15 protein-coding genes are annotated in these 15463 nt (G+C 49.7%); 12 read left to right on the top strand and 3 right to left on the bottom strand.

Annotated features, from left to right (window positions below; translation table 11 throughout):
• Positions 1 to 443: 443 nt before the first annotated feature.
• From recA to pduL, 9 genes are all read left to right on the top strand, one after another.
• On the top strand, positions 444 to 1505 hold the full coding sequence (gene recA, locus DFP94_RS25155; RefSeq protein ID WP_114499221.1) for a recombinase RecA: 1062 nt from the start codon (positions 444 to 446) through the stop codon (positions 1503 to 1505).
• Between the two features lie 102 nt (positions 1506 to 1607).
• Positions 1608 to 2462 (top strand): regulatory protein RecX, encoded by an 855-nt coding sequence (locus tag DFP94_RS25150; RefSeq protein WP_425459279.1) that lies wholly within the window; start codon positions 1608 to 1610, stop codon positions 2460 to 2462.
• Positions 2463 to 2765: 303 nt separating this feature from the next.
• Entirely contained in the window at positions 2766 to 4307 is a 1542-nt protein-coding gene (gene rny, locus DFP94_RS25145; protein ID WP_114499220.1) for a ribonuclease Y, read from the top strand.
• Between the two features lie 106 nt (positions 4308 to 4413).
• Complete coding sequence (locus tag DFP94_RS25140; protein WP_114499219.1) at positions 4414 to 5208, top strand: TIGR00282 family metallophosphoesterase; 795 nt, start codon at positions 4414 to 4416, stop codon at positions 5206 to 5208.
• Between the two features lie 113 nt (positions 5209 to 5321).
• Positions 5322 to 5582, top strand: a complete 261-nt coding sequence (locus DFP94_RS25135; RefSeq protein ID WP_006286829.1) for a stage V sporulation protein S — start codon at positions 5322 to 5324, stop codon at positions 5580 to 5582.
• 89 nt (positions 5583 to 5671) lie between these two features.
• Complete coding sequence (locus DFP94_RS25130; RefSeq protein ID WP_114499218.1) at positions 5672 to 6643, top strand: dipeptidase; 972 nt, start codon at positions 5672 to 5674, stop codon at positions 6641 to 6643.
• 226 nt (positions 6644 to 6869) lie between these two features.
• Complete coding sequence (locus tag DFP94_RS25125) at positions 6870 to 8645, top strand: 2-oxoacid:acceptor oxidoreductase subunit alpha (RefSeq protein WP_114499217.1); 1776 nt, start codon at positions 6870 to 6872, stop codon at positions 8643 to 8645.
• A complete protein-coding gene (locus tag DFP94_RS25120) occupies positions 8632 to 9498 on the top strand; it encodes a 2-oxoacid:ferredoxin oxidoreductase subunit beta (protein ID WP_114499216.1) in 867 nt (288 codons plus the stop codon). The genes DFP94_RS25125 and DFP94_RS25120 overlap by 14 nt, the downstream gene beginning before the upstream one ends.
• A 118-nt stretch (positions 9499 to 9616) precedes the next feature.
• The gene (pduL, locus tag DFP94_RS25115) at positions 9617 to 10189 is read left to right on the top strand and encodes a phosphate propanoyltransferase (RefSeq protein WP_114499215.1); all 573 of its coding nucleotides are present in this window, start codon (positions 9617 to 9619) and stop codon (positions 10187 to 10189) included.
• A gap of 138 nt (positions 10190 to 10327) precedes the next feature.
• Here pduL and spoVAD read toward each other — a convergent pair whose 3' ends face one another.
• The 3 genes from spoVAD to DFP94_RS25100 are packed head-to-tail and all read right to left on the bottom strand — an operon-like array spanning position 10328 to position 12706.
• Positions 10328 to 11338: a stage V sporulation protein AD gene (gene spoVAD / locus DFP94_RS25110; RefSeq protein WP_114499214.1), complete on the bottom strand. Its 1011-nt coding sequence runs from the start codon at positions 11336 to 11338 to the stop codon at positions 10328 to 10330.
• A gap of 3 nt (positions 11339 to 11341) precedes the next feature.
• Complete coding sequence (spoVAC, locus tag DFP94_RS25105; protein ID WP_114499213.1) at positions 11342 to 11830, bottom strand: stage V sporulation protein AC; 489 nt, start codon at positions 11828 to 11830, stop codon at positions 11342 to 11344.
• A gap of 18 nt (positions 11831 to 11848) precedes the next feature.
• On the bottom strand, positions 11849 to 12706 hold the full coding sequence (locus DFP94_RS25100; RefSeq protein WP_114499212.1) for a DUF421 domain-containing protein: 858 nt from the start codon (positions 12704 to 12706) through the stop codon (positions 11849 to 11851).
• A 167-nt stretch (positions 12707 to 12873) separates the two neighbouring features.
• Here DFP94_RS25100 and DFP94_RS25095 point away from each other — a divergent pair, with 167 nt between their 5' ends.
• The 3 genes from DFP94_RS25095 to DFP94_RS25085 all read left to right on the top strand — a co-directional run bounded on the left by DFP94_RS25095 (position 12874) and on the right by DFP94_RS25085 (position 15326).
• A complete protein-coding gene (locus DFP94_RS25095; RefSeq protein ID WP_114499211.1) occupies positions 12874 to 13080 on the top strand; it encodes a DUF1657 domain-containing protein in 207 nt (68 codons plus the stop codon).
• Between the two features lie 189 nt (positions 13081 to 13269).
• The gene (gene miaB / locus DFP94_RS25090) at positions 13270 to 14823 is read left to right on the top strand and encodes a tRNA (N6-isopentenyl adenosine(37)-C2)-methylthiotransferase MiaB (RefSeq protein WP_114499210.1); all 1554 of its coding nucleotides are present in this window, start codon (positions 13270 to 13272) and stop codon (positions 14821 to 14823) included.
• A 41-nt stretch (positions 14824 to 14864) separates the two neighbouring features.
• Positions 14865 to 15326 carry a YlbF/YmcA family competence regulator gene (locus DFP94_RS25085; protein WP_181873289.1) on the top strand — a complete coding sequence of 154 codons (462 nt, stop codon included), beginning with the start codon at positions 14865 to 14867 and terminating at the stop codon, positions 15324 to 15326.
• Positions 15327 to 15463 lie beyond the last annotated feature (137 nt).

The following is a 15463-nucleotide window of genomic DNA, read 5'->3' as shown; positions in this document are numbered from 1 at the left end:
GGTTGGCGAATCATTCAATGCCCTTTTAGGGCTGGCCAGTAACAAAGGCTTTCAGCCGCAGAGCAAACCACCCGTTATACGGGTGGTCCTGATTGTTTTTTAAGTATGAAGGGGGAAGGGAGAGGGTCTTTATTCGCTTTGCGGCCAGGGGGCTTGCTCGAGACTCGGGACGTCTCAGCATAAGACAGCACTACCGTGCAATTGAGCGCATGCAGCCCAGGGTGATGAAAAACGAGGAAAGTATCACTACAAGCTTGAGGGAATATCCACCATGGAGTTTCCGAAAGGGGGAAAAAGGTGATTAACGTCTTGAGAGAGTTTGAATGACAGAGAAAAATTTACGAATGTATGTTCGAAAAAATGCTTGGCAAACGTTCCAAAACAAGGTACAATTATAAATGTAAGAAATCCTGTATCCAATCATATTTAAGGATGTGAGCTGATTGTCAGATCGTAAAGCTGCGCTGGAAATGGCGCTTCGTCAAATAGAAAAACAATTCGGTAAAGGTTCGATCATGAAGCTGGGAGAATCCACGCATATGCAGGTGGAGATCGTACCTAGCGGATCTTTGGCATTAGATATTGCACTTGGTACGGGGGGACTTCCCCGCGGCCGGATTATTGAAGTATACGGACCGGAATCTTCCGGTAAAACAACGGTGGCGCTGCATGCGATCGCCGAGGTTCAGAGGATTGGTGGACAAGCCGCTTTTATTGACGCGGAGCATGCGCTTGACCCTTCCTATGCAAGCAAACTGGGCGTGAATATCGACGAACTGCTGTTGTCCCAGCCGGATACCGGCGAGCAGGCGCTTGAAATTGCCGAAGCACTCGTGCGGAGCGGCGCTGTTGATGTCATTGTTATCGACTCTGTAGCCGCCCTGGTTCCTAAGGCGGAAATCGAAGGCGAGATGGGGGATTCCCATGTCGGTCTTCAAGCGCGTCTCATGTCTCAGGCTCTTCGTAAATTGTCAGGGGCAATCAGCAAGTCGAAAACGATCGCCATCTTCATTAACCAATTGCGGGAGAAAGTCGGCGTTATGTTTGGGAACCCTGAAACCACGCCTGGTGGCCGTGCATTGAAGTTCTATTCCACGGTTCGTCTTGACGTTCGCCGTGTGGAATCGATCAAAATGGGTAATGATATAGTTGGTAACCGAACGCGGATTAAAGTAGTCAAGAACAAAGTGGCTCCTCCTTTCAAACAGGCGGAGATCGATATTATGTACGGAGAGGGGATCTCCAGAGAAGGCAGCATCATCGATATCGGTGCGGAACAGGATATCGTGGATAAGAGCGGCGCTTGGTATTCCTATGCCGGAGAACGTTTGGGCCAGGGCCGGGAGAATGCGAAGCAGTATCTTAAAGAGCATCCGGAAATTGCTAACACCATTGAGCAGAAAATCAGGGAGGCCAGCAATTTGACGACTTCCGTATCCCCTTCGTCAGCAAGCGCACAGGAAGCTGAAGCCAAAGAAGAACAGGCGCTTTTCGAAGAAGAATAACTCATGCTGTTATAACGCTCTGTGGCCGGGGCTTCCCGGTACAGGGCGTTTTCTATTTAATTGAGATTTATAATTTGTGCTGAATAAAGGGGCGATAGAAGGGTGGAGCAGCGATATGGCGGACGACGGAATAAACAGGCTGGTAGTCAGGGGAAGCAGGAACAATCCGGCGGCATTGTAGATATTTCGGAAGAGGGTTTTTGGGAGATGACACGCGGCAATGCTTCGGAAGACCTGTCAGCCGGGCAGTCCGGGGATGAAAGCGGCGGTATTGGCGCATTTCCTGAGGGCATTGAGCTGACGATCACATCCGTATTGCTGTTGAAACGTCCTAAGTTCCGATATGTGATCTCTTTCGGGCCTTATTCATTGGAAGTCCATGAGGACGTGATGATTAAGTATCGCATGATCAAAGGGGCGATCTTTACCAAAAGCGAGCTGGAAGAAATCGTCCTCGCCGATGAACGGCAGCAGGCTTATGCAGATGCATTGCATTATTTAGGCCGAAAGCCGCGCACGGCTTTTGAAATTACGATGCGCCTCGGGGAAAAGGGCTGGAGCGAGGAGGCTGCGGCGGATGTTGTCCTGCGGCTTACGGCGGAAGGTCTGGTGGACGACGCCGCATACGCGCAGGAATGGGCAGGACAGCGTGTCCGTGGCAGAGGCAAGGGAAAGCTGTGGGTTCGTCATGAATTGCGCCAGAAGGGGGTTTCCAAGCCGTTGATCGAAGAGGCGCTTCAGACTGTCAGCGAGGATGACGAGTTCGAAAGCGCGATGGAGTTCGCTTCCAAGAAATGGCGCTCGACGTCGGGCGAACCGGCAGACCGAAAACGCAAAACCGGAGCTTTTTTGATGCGTCGAGGCTTTTCTGGATCGCTCGTTTCCAGAGTCATTCGCGAGCTTGGCAAGGAAGATGGAATCAGCGAAGTAGAAGAGTGGGAGAATGAATCGCCGTAAATCAGACATTGCTTGTCATTTGCTTGACAATTTCTTTCATCAAATAATAAAATGAACATGAATCTATATTTACTTGGGCCCTTTTTTCCTTCCAAAATTAGAGGTTCCGTGAAGATTCTATTCGCAAATCATGTAGGCCAAATTTTCCGTTTGTGGCTGGAGGAAACCTTTGAATCACTCACACATGGAAAGCCTTGCCTTAAACGGCCTGTAATGAATTCTTTGTATGATGATGAATGAGAAAAATTACAACTGCAAACATCCCAAGGAATGCCTTGGAGGAATCAACGGGGAGGTGAACAGATGAACGCAGGAATCTGGATCGTTCTCGTTGCAGCCGCTTTATTCTTTGGGTTCGTAATCGGGTATTTTATTCGCAAATCTCTTGCAGAAGCTAAAATTTCCAGTGCGGAACAAGCTGCAAGTCAAATCTTGGATAACGCAAAGAAAGACGCAGAAGCACTGAAAAAGGAAACGGTTCTTGAAGCGAAGGACGAAGTCCATAAGCTTAGAGCCGAAGCTGATAAAGACATTCGTGAACGTCGGAATGAAATTCAACGGCAAGAAAGACGATTGTTGCAAAAAGAAGAGTCGCTGGATAAAAAATTGGATTCGTTAGAACGTAAAGAAGAGCAAGTGGCTGGCAAAGAGAAACGGATTGAAGAAACTCAGCAACAGATTGATCTGATTTATAAGAGTCAGGTTCAAGAACTGGAGCGCATTTCGAATTTGAGCATGGAAGATGCCCGTACCATCATTTTGAACAATGTGGAACAGGAAGTTCGCCATGAAACAGCCCAAATGATTAAAGACATTGAACAGCAAGCGAAAGAAGAAGCGGATAAGAAATCCCGCGAGATCATTACGTTGGCCATTCAACGTTGTGCGGCAGACCATGTCGCGGAAACGACGGTTTCGGTAGTTTCGCTGCCGAACGAGGAGATGAAGGGTCGGATTATCGGTCGTGAAGGCCGTAATATCCGTGCGCTGGAGACGCTTACCGGTATCGATCTGATTATCGATGATACGCCGGAAGCAGTTATCTTGTCGGGCTTTGATCCGATTCGCCGTGAGATTGCCCGCACCGCACTGGAGAAACTGGTGGCGGACGGACGTATTCACCCGGCGCGGATTGAAGAAATGGTTGAAAAATCCCGCCGTGAGGTCGATGAACGTATCCGCGAGTACGGTGAACAGGCTACTTTTGAAGTAGGGGTTCATGCGCTGCATCCGGATTTAATCAAAATTTTGGGACGTCTCAAGTTCCGGACAAGCTACGGACAAAATGTGCTGAAGCATTCCATGGAGGTAGCTTACCTGGCTGGTCTTATGGCCGGAGAGCTGGGTGAGGATATCACGCTCGCGAAGCGGGCCGGACTGCTGCACGATATCGGTAAAGCGCTTGATCATGAAGTGGAAGGATCTCATGTCGAAATCGGCGTGGAACTGGCTAAGAAGTACAAAGAGCATCCGGTCGTTATCAACAGTATCGCTTCCCATCATGGGGACTGTGAGGCAACTTCGGTCATTGCGATGCTGGTTGGTGCAGCTGACGCCTTGTCGGCAGCGAGACCTGGCGCACGGCGTGAAACGCTGGAGACGTATATCCGGCGTTTGGAGAAGCTCGAGGAAATTTCCGAATCGTTCGAAGGCGTGGAGAAATCCTTTGCCATTCAAGCGGGCCGCGAGGTGCGCGTAATGGTGCAGCCTGAAAAGATCGACGACGCGGAAGCATTCCGTCTTGCGAGAGATATTACGAAAACGATTGAAAGTGAACTCGATTATCCGGGGCACATCAAAGTTACCGTCATTCGCGAGACACGGGCGGTTGAATACGCTAAGTAAAGGTTATGCTGAAAAGTGGCCCCCCGTGGGCCGCTTTTTCACTTTTAAATATGATAAGTTCCGGAGGTTCATATGTTCCGGAATGCCAGTCTGAGGAGGAAACATTATTAAAGTTCTGTTTATCGGAGATATCGTTGGAAACACGGGACGTAAAGCGCTGAAGGATACACTGCCTCATTTGAAATCAAAATACAATCCGCACATTATTATAGCTAACGGTGAAAATGCAGCGGCCGGACGAGGCATTACCGCCAAAATCGCCAAAGATTTTTTTGATCTTGGCATTCATGGCCTAACGATGGGGAATCATACTTGGGATAATAAAGAAATCTTTGACTTTATTGACGACGAGCCGCGGATGGTGCGTCCTGCAAACTTTCCTCCGGGTACGCCGGGACTGGGTTCCACGATCATACGGGCTAACGGCAAGGAGCTGGCCCTGGTCAACCTGATGGGCCGTACGTTTTTGCCGGCGATTGAGGATCCTTTCCGGATGGCGGACGAAATTGTGGGTAACCTCTCCAAAAAGCATAAATGCATTTTGGTCGACTTCCACGCCGAAGCCACCTCGGAGAAAATTGCCATGGGCTGGCATCTGGACGGACGCGTCTCGCTAGTAGTCGGGACACACACGCACGTTCAGAGTAATGACGATATTATTTTGCCTCAAGGGACCGCTTACTTGACCGATGCAGGCATGGTCGGTTCCCGGGAGGGAGTACTCGGGATGGAGCGTGATGCCGTGCTGCGCAAATTCACGACCCAGTTGCCGGTGCGTTTTCAGGTATGTGAAGGGAAATGGCAGTTCCATGCCTGCGTAGTTGACATTGATGAGGCTACGGGCCATGCCAAAAAAATTCAAAAAATACGTCTTCTCGAAGACGAATGGATAATGGAGTAAACTTATTAGCCGTAGGGAAGGCCTCCGGGGAAAAAAGAAGGAATTTTTTGAAGTCTCACGAATATCTTCTAAGTAGTGGGATCAATCAAACCAATTCCCAGGAGGTACTAACCATGGAAGTATTAAAAGTTTCAGCAAAATCCAATCCTAACTCCGTTGCCGGTGCGCTTGCTGGAGTACTAAGAGAACGTGGCGCTGCTGAACTTCAGGCCATTGGGGCGGGTGCTCTCAACCAAGCTATTAAAGCGGTAGCGATTGCTCGGGGATTTGTGGCGCCAAGCGGTGTCGATTTGATTTGTATTCCGGCGTTTACGGATATCGTGATCGATGGCGAAGATCGCACTGCCATAAAATTGATCGTAGAACCTAGATAAAATAATTGAAAACCCTGTTGAAGATGCCTGTTTACGATAGCGTAGACAGGTTTTTTGCATTTATTTTGACAGTAACGGGTAATACATGTATGAGCGGAGGGATCGGTTTGGCTTACAAGATCGTGGATTTTCATTGCGATGTACTGAGTAAAATGCAAATGGATCACAATCTGGATTTTACGCGGGACCCCCGGCTGGATGTCAATCTGGAACGGATGGGCCAAGGCGGAGTCGAATTGCAATGTTTTGCGATATATCTTTCCGAAAAGCTCGGCAAACCGCAATTTGGTTACATCCTTGACCAGATCGATCTGTTCAGGCAAAAAGTTGTGCGATCCGGCTTGGCTGCCATAACTACCGTTGAAGAGCTGGATAAGGCAGAGAAAGCCGGTCAGCCCGGGGGACTGCTCTCAGTTGAAGGGGCAGATGGGTTGGAAGCGAATCTCCATTACTTGAAGCTATGCTATGAGCGAGGCGTACGATGCCTGGGTCTAACCTGGAACTTCGCCAATTGGGCAGCCGACGGTATCCTTGAGCCACAGGGAGGCGGATTTACTCCGCAGGGCGTGGAACTGGTCCAAGCCTGTCATCAGCTCGGAATCATCCTTGATGTATCTCATTTATCGGTCAAAGGATTCTGGGAGCTGGCCGAAGTGGCAGAAGAAGCGGGAAAGCCATTTATCGCATCCCACTCCAACGCTTACAGAGTATGTCCTCATGCCCGCAACTTGCGGGATGATCAAATCCGGGAGATCATCGCCTTGGACGGCAGAATCGGAATTACGTTTGTGCCCTGGTTTGTTAAAAAAGCTCCTGTAGTGACATCGAGTGATATCCTTCCGCATCTGGAGCATATTTGTTCCTTGGGAGGCGAAAGAAGCATCATGTTCGGTTCGGATTTTGACGGGATCGAGAGCCATATCGAGGATTTAAGACATGTTGGTCAATATGCGAACCTGGCAGAACTCCTTCTCCGGCACTATCCTGAAGACCTTGTAAAGGGATGGTTGTCCGGCAATGTTCTTTCATTTTTAAGAACATGGCTACCACAAACTAAGTAAGCGCTTTAATTAATCCAATTACGAGATTGGTTTCATCGAAAACTACTATATGAAAAAGGGTAGAAAACGCTTGCTTTTTATATGTTTGAGACATAAAATTGACATGACTCTGAAACAGAATGTTCACAAATGTCAGGGGTTTATATACGATTCCTCACAGGTTTACGTTCTGTCAGCACTAATGTCATCTAAATTCTAGTGCGATACCATAAAGGGGTGGGCGATCTTGAATAGTCAATTGTCTTGGAAGATCGGTGGACAGCAAGGTGAAGGCGTTGAAAGTACAGATCGGATTTTTTCAACGGCTTTGAACCGACTGGGTTACTATTTATACGGCTATCGGCATTTTTCTTCACGTATTAAAGGCGGCCATACGAACAATAAAATCCGGATCAGCACCAAGCCGATCCGCGCGATTTCCGACGACTTGGACATATTAGTCGCTTTTGACCAGGAGACTATCGATTTGAACGCACATGAACTGCTTAGCAGCGGAGTCATTGTGGCAGACGCCAAATTCAATCCGGTCGTACCCGAAGGCGTGGACGCCAAGTTGTTCGCCGTTCCAATCACTAGCATTGCCGAGGAGCTTGGCACCTCATTAATGAAAAATATGGTCGCTTCCGGCGCATCCTGGGCGCTCTTGGGATTGCCGCTGGAAGTATTCAATAAAGCAGTGGAAGAAGAATTCGGACGCAAAGGTCCGGCGATTGTTGAAAAGAACATCGAAGCGGTCAAGAGAGGTGCGGATTACGTGCTCGAGCTTGCCGGTGGTCCGCTGGAAAACTTCAAGCTGGAACCGGCCGACGGGAAGCAAAAGCTGTTCATGATCGGCAATGATGCCATCGGGCTCGGGTCCGTAGCTGCCGGTTGCCGGATCATGAGTGCCTATCCGATTACGCCGGCTTCGGAAATTATGGAGTATCTGATTAAAAAGCTGCCGAAGTTCGGTGGAACCGTGGTTCAAACGGAGGATGAAATCGCGGCGATTACGATGGCAATTGGCGCAAGCTATGCTGGAGTAAGAACCATGACGGCTTCGGCGGGACCGGGTCTCTCGCTCATGATGGAAGCGATCGGTTTGGCAGGGATGACCGAGATTCCGGTCGTTATCGTTGACACCCAGCGCGGTGGCCCAAGTACGGGACTTCCGACCAAGCAGGAGCAGAGTGATATCAGCGCGTTGATTTACGGGACGCACGGGGAAATTCCGAAGATTGTGCTCGCTCCGAGCTCGATCGAAGAATGCTTTTACGATACCGTTCAAGCCTTCAATCTCGCTGAGAAGTATCAAGTGCCGGTCATTCTGGCGACCGATCTTCAACTGTCGCTGGGCAAACAGTCTTGCGAGGTGCTGGATTTCGATAAAATCCAGATCGACCGGGGCTATATGGTCAAGGATATTCCGGACCGTGAAGATTCGAGCATGTTTAATCGCTATGCGTTCACCGAAAACGGAATTTCGCCGCGGGTGCTTCCGGGCGAGAAGAACGGCATTCACCATGTGACCGGCGTGGAGCATGATGAGTCGGGACGTCCTTCGGAAAGTCCGGTGAACCGCAAGAAAATGATGGATAAGCGATTCCGCAAGCTGGCAAAGCTGGAGGTGGAGAATCCGATCCATCTGCATGCGCCTCATGCCGATCCGGATCTTCTGATCGTGGGCATGGGTTCCACGGGCGGCACGATCGATCAGGCCCGCCTTCGTTTAAACGGCGAAGGAATTACTTCAAACCATATGACGGTTCGCCTGTTGCATCCGTTCCCGGTAGAGGAAGTAAGGGAGCAGATGGAGAAAGCGAAGAAGATCGTTGTTCTGGAGAACAACGCAACGGGCCAATTGGCCAATTTGATTAAAATGAACGTCGGACATCACGATAAGATCGTGAATGTTCTCAAATATGACGGAAATCCGTTCCTGCCTTCGGAAGTGTTCGAAAGATGCAAAAATGCAGCCGGCAACAAAGCACAGGAGGAGTTGGTGAAGAATGGCAACCTTTAAAGAGTTCCGTAATAACATCAAACCAAACTGGTGTCCGGGATGCGGCGATTTCTCCATTCAGGCGGCCATCCAGCGCGCAGCCGCTGCCGTTGGACTTGAGCCGGAAAATCTGGCTGTCATTTCCGGGATCGGCTGCTCCGGCCGAATCTCTGGTTACATTAACGCATATGGATTGCACGGGATTCACGGACGTGCACTTCCGATTGCACAAGGTGTCAAATTGGCCAACCGCGATTTGACGGTCATCGCCTCCGGCGGCGACGGCGACGGCTTTGCCATCGGGATGGGCCATACGGTTCATGCGATCCGCAGGAATATCAACATTACTTACATCGTCATGGACAATCAGATTTACGGCCTGACGAAAGGGCAAACTTCGCCGCGCAGCGGCGAGGGCTTCAAGACAAAGAGTACGCCGGAAGGCTCCGTGGAATCTACGCTGTCACCTTTGGAAATTGCGCTTGCTTCCGGAGCTACCTTTGTAGCCCAATCGTTCTCCAGCGACCTGAAGCAGTTGACCTCCCTGATTGAGCAGGGCATTCAGCATGAAGGCTTCTCGTTGATCAATGTGTTCAGCCCGTGCGTAACCTTTAATAAGGTCAACACCTACGACTGGTTCAAGGAAAATATCATTAATCTGGAGACCGTACCGGATTATGATCCAAGCAACCGGGCGATGGCGATGTCTAAATTGATGGAAACGGGCAGCATGATTACCGGCTTAATTTATCAGAACAAAGAGAAGAAAAGTTATGAGAATATGGTGCACGGATTTAAAGAAGAGCCGCTTGCCCATCAGTCCTTGGCTTTGCAAAAAAGCGAGTTTGACAATCTTGTTGCAGAATTCGTATAACACCCCAAAAGGTGTCCGAAACAGAGGGACACCTTTTTCTTTTTGTTTGAATTAGGTGTATAATGGTTAGCGATGTAAATCGTCATATATATAGAGATTATACGAGGAGTGTTTTAAGATGAGCAAAATTGTAACGGTCGGCGTTTCGGCACGTCATATTCACCTGACACAAGAACATATTGAAGCTTTATTTGGTCAAGGTTACCAACTGACTGAATTTAAGCCATTGTCCCAGCCTGGACAATTCGCGGCTAACGAAACGGTAGCCGTGATCGGATCGAAAGGCCAGTTCGACAAAGTCCGCATTTTGGGACCTGCACGTCCTGCTTCGCAATTGGAGGTTTCCCGTACGGACTCCTTCGCGATCGGCGTTAAAGCTCCGGTTCGCGAATCCGGCAAGATTGATGGAACTCCGGGAATCAAAGTGAAAGGCCCGGCTGGCGAAATTGAACTGGAACAAGGGGTTATTGTAGCTGCACGCCACATTCATTTCCATACATCCGATGCTGAAAAATGGGGCATTGCGGACAAGCAATTGCTGAAAGTTCGCCTTGGCGGCGAGCGCGGCCTGGTGCTTGAAAATGTAATCGCCCGCGTTTCCGATTCTTTCGCGCTGGATATGCATATCGATACAGACGAAGCAAACGCAGCAGGCGCCAATAACGGCGACACTGCGGAAATCGTGGATTAATTTACTTAAACAGAAGGCCCTCGCATCTGCGAGGGCCTTTTTGCTATAACCAGTGATGCGTGTAATTCTGCTGGGAGAGATGGGTGAGCCGAGCAATCGTAATGGCGTCAGATTGGATATTGCCCTCCAGCGTGCCGGTTACTCTCCGCTCTCAATCGATACTGCGTGGGCGATGCAAGGAATGCTTTCTCCCTGCTGAAAAGAGAGGGGAGAGAGCAGCGCCCCTGTAGCGACGACGAGAATTCGCTTGAGTTCGCCTTTTTGGACCCTTTTCAGCAAATGGCCGTAGGTAACGACCGCAGAGCAGGCGCAGCCGCTCGCCCCGGCCTGGACATTTTGTTTTTCGTAGTCGTAGATCATCATTCCGCAATCCTGATACGTGGTTTCACGTATCGGGATGTCGTGCCGTTCCAACAGTTCATTCGCGATTTCAAAGCCGACTTTCGACAAATCGCCCGTGACGATCAGATCATAATGAGACGGTTTGATTTGCAGATCCCGGAGGTGGGCTTCAATGGTGTCCACGGCGGCCGGCGCCATCGCCGCTCCCATATTGAACGGATCGGTAATGCCCATATCGATGACGCGGCCGATCGTAGCTGATGTAATTGCTGGACCGTTGCCTTCCAGGGAAACGACAGCTGATCCCGAGCCGGTAACGGTGAATTGGGCGGTCGGCGGCTTTTGCGAGCCGTATTCCGTCGGGTAACGGAATTGTTTCTCTACACTCGCGTTATGGCTGCATGTTCCCGCCAAAGCATATTCGGCTCCCCCGGAATTCACGATGTACGAGGCCAAAGCCAAACTTTCCATGGAGGTTGAGCATGCTCCGAACAGGCCGAGATAGGGAATGCTGAGTGTTCTTGCGGCAAAGCTGCTGCTGATGATCTGATTCATCAGGTCACCGCCGAAAAAGAACTGAATCTGCTCTTTGGTCAATCCGGCATGTTCGATCGCCAGGGAGGCGGATTCCTCGAACAGCACTTTTTCCGCCTTCTCCCAACTGTCCTGGCCGAGGTACAGGTCAGCATGAATGATATCAAAGTCATCGGCTAACGGCCCCTGACCTTCAAATGGCCCTACGACGGTTGCGGTGCTCACGATTTTTGGTTTGTTTTCAAAAATCCAGCTTTGGTGACCTTTTAGCATAGGTTAATGACCTCCTCCCGCAAATCCCGGTACAAATACGGCATAGATGATGCCGATGATAAAAGCAGCCACCGTTCCGAACACGATCACGGGTCCGGCGAGCTGGAACATCCCTGCTCCAACGCCAAGAACCAGTCCCTCGCTTCGATGTTCTATTGCCGAAGAGGCCACGGAATTGGCGAATCCCGTGACGGGAACCGCCGTTCCCGCACCGGCCCACTGGGCGATTTTATCGTAAACGCCGAAGCTGGTCAGGATGACGGAAAGAATGACCAACACGGCGACTGTAGGGTTGCCCGCTTCTTTTTCGCTAAATCCGCCATAAGCGATAAAAGCTTGCCGGATACATTCGCCGAGCAGACAAATGATCCCGCCGACCAGGAAGGCGCGGAGACAGTTGACGAAGACCGGCCGCTTGGGTTCGGTGTCAGAAGCGAGCCGTTGATACTGCTGCTGAGCGGGAGTTGATTTTTTGTTTTTTTGCTTGGACATGTGCCTATTCCTCCTTTATCAGGACAACAAGGGTTTGACCTCATTTATGACTTTCATGAGCTTCTCGGAACAAGTACCGTACATTTGCTTTGCGGAGGCTTCATCGGTAGATAGGGCGAACATTTCCAGGTCGGCTTCGCATTTTTTAAGCTGAGCCAGCAAGGAAGCTTTCTCCTGCGGCTGGGGAACCTGGACTTGGTCGTCGTACAGATCGACATAAAATTGGCCGTATCCGTCAACCTGGGCAAGGTTTACATTGTCGAGGGACACGCCAACCTTCTCCAGTTCGGTATGCAGCCATCGCCTGCTTAAGCCTAAGGTAGCCAAAGGCTCGTCCATGATGTTACCGTCTATGATGACGGTCTGAGGTTCGGGCTCCGGGGCTATTTTGATGCCAAGGTCTGACGGAGTAAGCGGCTGGTATTCTTTTTTCAGCAAGGCATTGATTTGGCCGTCAGGCTCGATCACCGCGAATTCGACCTGAGCGGCCTGAAATATGCTCTTCTTCCGTAATTGCTCTAACAACTCGTCATTCGTGATCTTTTCTTTCTTTAAATTCTCTTCCATGATTTTTCCGTCTTTAATCAAAACGGTCGATTTGCTGTCGATTAAGTCCCGGGCTTTTTTGCTTTTAATTTGCAGATATTCGATGCCCAACGACACCAGGAACCAGACCGCCATCGAGACGATGCCCAAATACCAGTGCGTATCGACATCGACGGACAGATAGGCCGTAATGCTCCCGATCGTAATGCCGGTGATATATTCAAAAAAAGACAGCTGAGATATTTGCCTTTTGCCCAGCATGCGCGTCAGAAGAAACAGAATCACTGCGGAAACGAGCGTCCGCACAATGACTTCTAACCATATCGGCATAATTTTGCTCCTTTCGATCCCGAAAAGTGAATTATTCCAATTATGCGCAAGTGGCGTTTTTTTATCTAAAACAAAATTTGGTACATTCGCATCCGAATAAATGGAGGGGCGGCAGGTTAACTTATGATTCGATCGTTATGCATACATGGACAAAGGTGGTGAGCAAAATGACAGTAGCAGCTCAAGTAAAGACCACGCTGGCTTCGCTAAAGAGTGCCCAAGCCAACCTGGAGCAGTTCGCTTTGAACACGCAAAATCAGGAAGCGAAAAACTTGTTTACGGGCGCGGCGGAGCAAACCCAGCAAATCGTCACGCAAGTGGAAAGCCGGGTCAAGCAGTTGGAGAACGAAGAACCCCAATATAAAGGATTTTAAGTTCAAGAAGATAAAATCAGGCCCGTTCTCGGAACGGGCCTTTTCGCATGCGCAAATGGTGGAAATGCTGATCATCTGGATATCAAAAGTGAATCATGTTATAATTTGGTGTAATGCATTTTTAAGCATTGATTGAAATTTTAATAATAATAAAGATAGATAGATTGTTAAAAGGAGTGAGCCGACATCATGGCTAAGGAAAATAAGGATTACTCCAAGTATTTTGACTTCTCGGACGCAAAAGTCATTTCGGAGGATGAGCGGGGCAAGAAGATCAGAATCCGCGGACGGGAGATCCAGATTCTTTCGGAACCGAATCATCGCATTGAAAAGCAGCGCGGCAAAGAAGACATTCAAGTGTTGTACGACAATGCCGTGCCCGAGGAAATGAAGGCGATCGGGAAAGGCAGGCACTATATCGTCTATACTTTCGGCTGCCAAATGAATGAGCATGATACGGAGACGATCAAAGGCCTTCTGGAGCAAATGGGCTACCGGCCTACCGAAGATCGCAAGGAAGCGGACATCATCCTGCTGAACACCTGCGCTGTCCGGGAGAATGCCGAGGATAAAGTGTTCGGCGAGCTTGGGCACTTGAAGGGGCTCAAAACGGAAAAGCCGGATCTGCTGCTCGGCGTCTGCGGTTGCATGTCCCAGGAAGAGGGCGTCGTTAACCGGATCTTGCAGAAACACGGATTTGTCGATCTCATTTTCGGAACTCACAACATTCACCGTCTTCCTTACTTGATTCAGGAAGCGATGTTCAGCAAGGAAATGGTTGTCGAGGTGTGGTCTAAAGAAGGCGACATTATCGAGAACCTGCCAAAGAAACGTGAAGGAATGCGGGGATGGGTCAACATTATGTACGGTTGCGACAAGTTTTGCACGTACTGCATCGTGCCGTTTACCCGCGGCAAGGAACGCAGCCGGCGTCCGGACGATGTCATCGCCGAGGTCAGGGAACTGGCGCGCCAAGGGTTCAAAGAGATTACGCTGCTCGGTCAGAATGTGAATGCCTACGGCAAGGATTTTACCGATATTCAATATAGCTTTGCGAATTTAATGGATGATATCCGTAAAATCGATATTCCTCGGGTGCGCTTTACGACATCCCACCCGCGCGACTTTGACGATCATCTGATCGAAGTGCTTGCAAAAGGCGGCAATCTGGTGGAGCATATTCATCTGCCTGTTCAGTCCGGCAGTACTGAAGTGCTGAAGAAAATGAGCCGGAAATATTCGCGGGAACAATACTTGGAACTCGTGCGCAAGATTAAAGCCGCTATACCTGGTGTAGTGCTTACGACGGATATTATTGTCGGATTCCCCGGGGAAACGGAAGAACAATTCCAGGAGACGCTTTTTTTGATGCGTGAAGTGCGTTACGACTCGGCCTATACCTTTGTTTATTCACCACGTGAAGGAACGCCGGCAGCGGTGATGGAAGACAACATTCCGATGGAAGTCAAGAAGGAACGGCTGCAACGGTTGAATGAAGTCGTGAACGAGAACAGCCGAATTAGCAACGATACCATGCAGGGCAAGATAGTTGAGGTACTGGTAGAAGGCGAAAGCAAAAACAACGCCAGCGTACTTGCCGGCAGGACGCGCAGCAATAAATTGGTGCATTTTGAAGGCGGCAGCGACCTGATTGGTCAGTTTGTCCACGTGGAAATAACGGATCCGATGACCTGGTACATTAAGGGGAATATTGTTCCCGAAGCGGTGTCGATGGCCGAATAGGCGGTCCTGTACATTAGAGCGTAGTAAAGGGGGGGAAGACCTTGGGAGAACAACATCAAGATCATGATCATACGGATTGCGGGGTGCCGAAATTCAATTCACGTGATCTGGTGATCCGTGATGATATTATGTCAAAAGCGAAAGAACTGGCAACCCTCATCGGAACAAGCGAAGAGGTACGCCAGTTCCAGAAAGCCGAGCAACTCATCCAGCATCATGAACACGTGCAGATTTTGATTAGCACGATCAAGAAGAAGCAAAAAGAAATCGTGGCTTTTGAAAGTTTCCAAAACAAAACGATGGTGGAGAAAATCGAACGCGAAATTGAGGAACTGCAGGACGAGCTGGACGGAATTCCGCTGGTTACCGAGTTCCAGCAAAGTCAAAGCGATATCAATTATTTGCTGCAGCTCGTTATTTCGGTCATTCGTGACACGGTTTCCGAAAAAGTGAACGTGGAGGCTGGCAGCGAGCCGGCGGCGACTTCCGGCTACGGCGAGTAATTGGATGAAGTCGGTGCGGAAGTTTTCTTCCGCACCTTTTTATTACGGCTTTAGCCAGTTGAGCTCGCGAAGCGTGCGAAACAAAAAACCACCCGCTATGCGGGTGGAGGGATCTAGGGTTTGACCAACAAGACCAT

Source organism: Fontibacillus phaseoli (assembly GCF_003337355.1).
Taxonomy (GTDB): domain Bacteria; phylum Bacillota; class Bacilli; order Paenibacillales; family Paenibacillaceae; genus Fontibacillus; species Fontibacillus phaseoli.
The sequence above is the reverse complement of the archived record's forward strand: the minus strand, read 5'-3'. Positions and strand labels throughout refer to the sequence as shown.

Excerpts from the sequence above, each read along its gene's own strand:
- DFP94_RS25095 (WP_114499211.1), top strand. The coding sequence starts at position 12,874 with ATGACAGTAGCAGCTCAAGTAAAGACCACGCTGGCTTCGCTAAAGAGT.
- DFP94_RS25100 (WP_114499212.1), bottom strand. The coding sequence starts at position 12,706 with ATGCCGATATGGTTAGAAGTCATTGTGCGGACGCTCGTTTCCGCAGTG.
- DFP94_RS25120 (WP_114499216.1), top strand. The coding sequence starts at position 8,632 with ATGGCAACCTTTAAAGAGTTCCGTAATAACATCAAACCAAACTGGTGT.
- rny (WP_114499220.1), top strand. The coding sequence starts at position 2,766 with ATGAACGCAGGAATCTGGATCGTTCTCGTTGCAGCCGCTTTATTCTTT.
- DFP94_RS25130 (WP_114499218.1), top strand. The coding sequence starts at position 5,672 with ATGAGCGGAGGGATCGGTTTGGCTTACAAGATCGTGGATTTTCATTGC.
- miaB (WP_114499210.1), top strand. The coding sequence starts at position 13,270 with ATGGCTAAGGAAAATAAGGATTACTCCAAGTATTTTGACTTCTCGGAC.
- DFP94_RS25135 (WP_006286829.1), top strand. The coding sequence starts at position 5,322 with ATGGAAGTATTAAAAGTTTCAGCAAAATCCAATCCTAACTCCGTTGCC.
- pduL (WP_114499215.1), top strand. The coding sequence starts at position 9,617 with ATGAGCAAAATTGTAACGGTCGGCGTTTCGGCACGTCATATTCACCTG.
- spoVAD (WP_114499214.1), bottom strand. The coding sequence starts at position 11,338 with ATGCTAAAAGGTCACCAAAGCTGGATTTTTGAAAACAAACCAAAAATC.
- spoVAC (WP_114499213.1), bottom strand. The coding sequence starts at position 11,830 with ATGTCCAAGCAAAAAAACAAAAAATCAACTCCCGCTCAGCAGCAGTAT.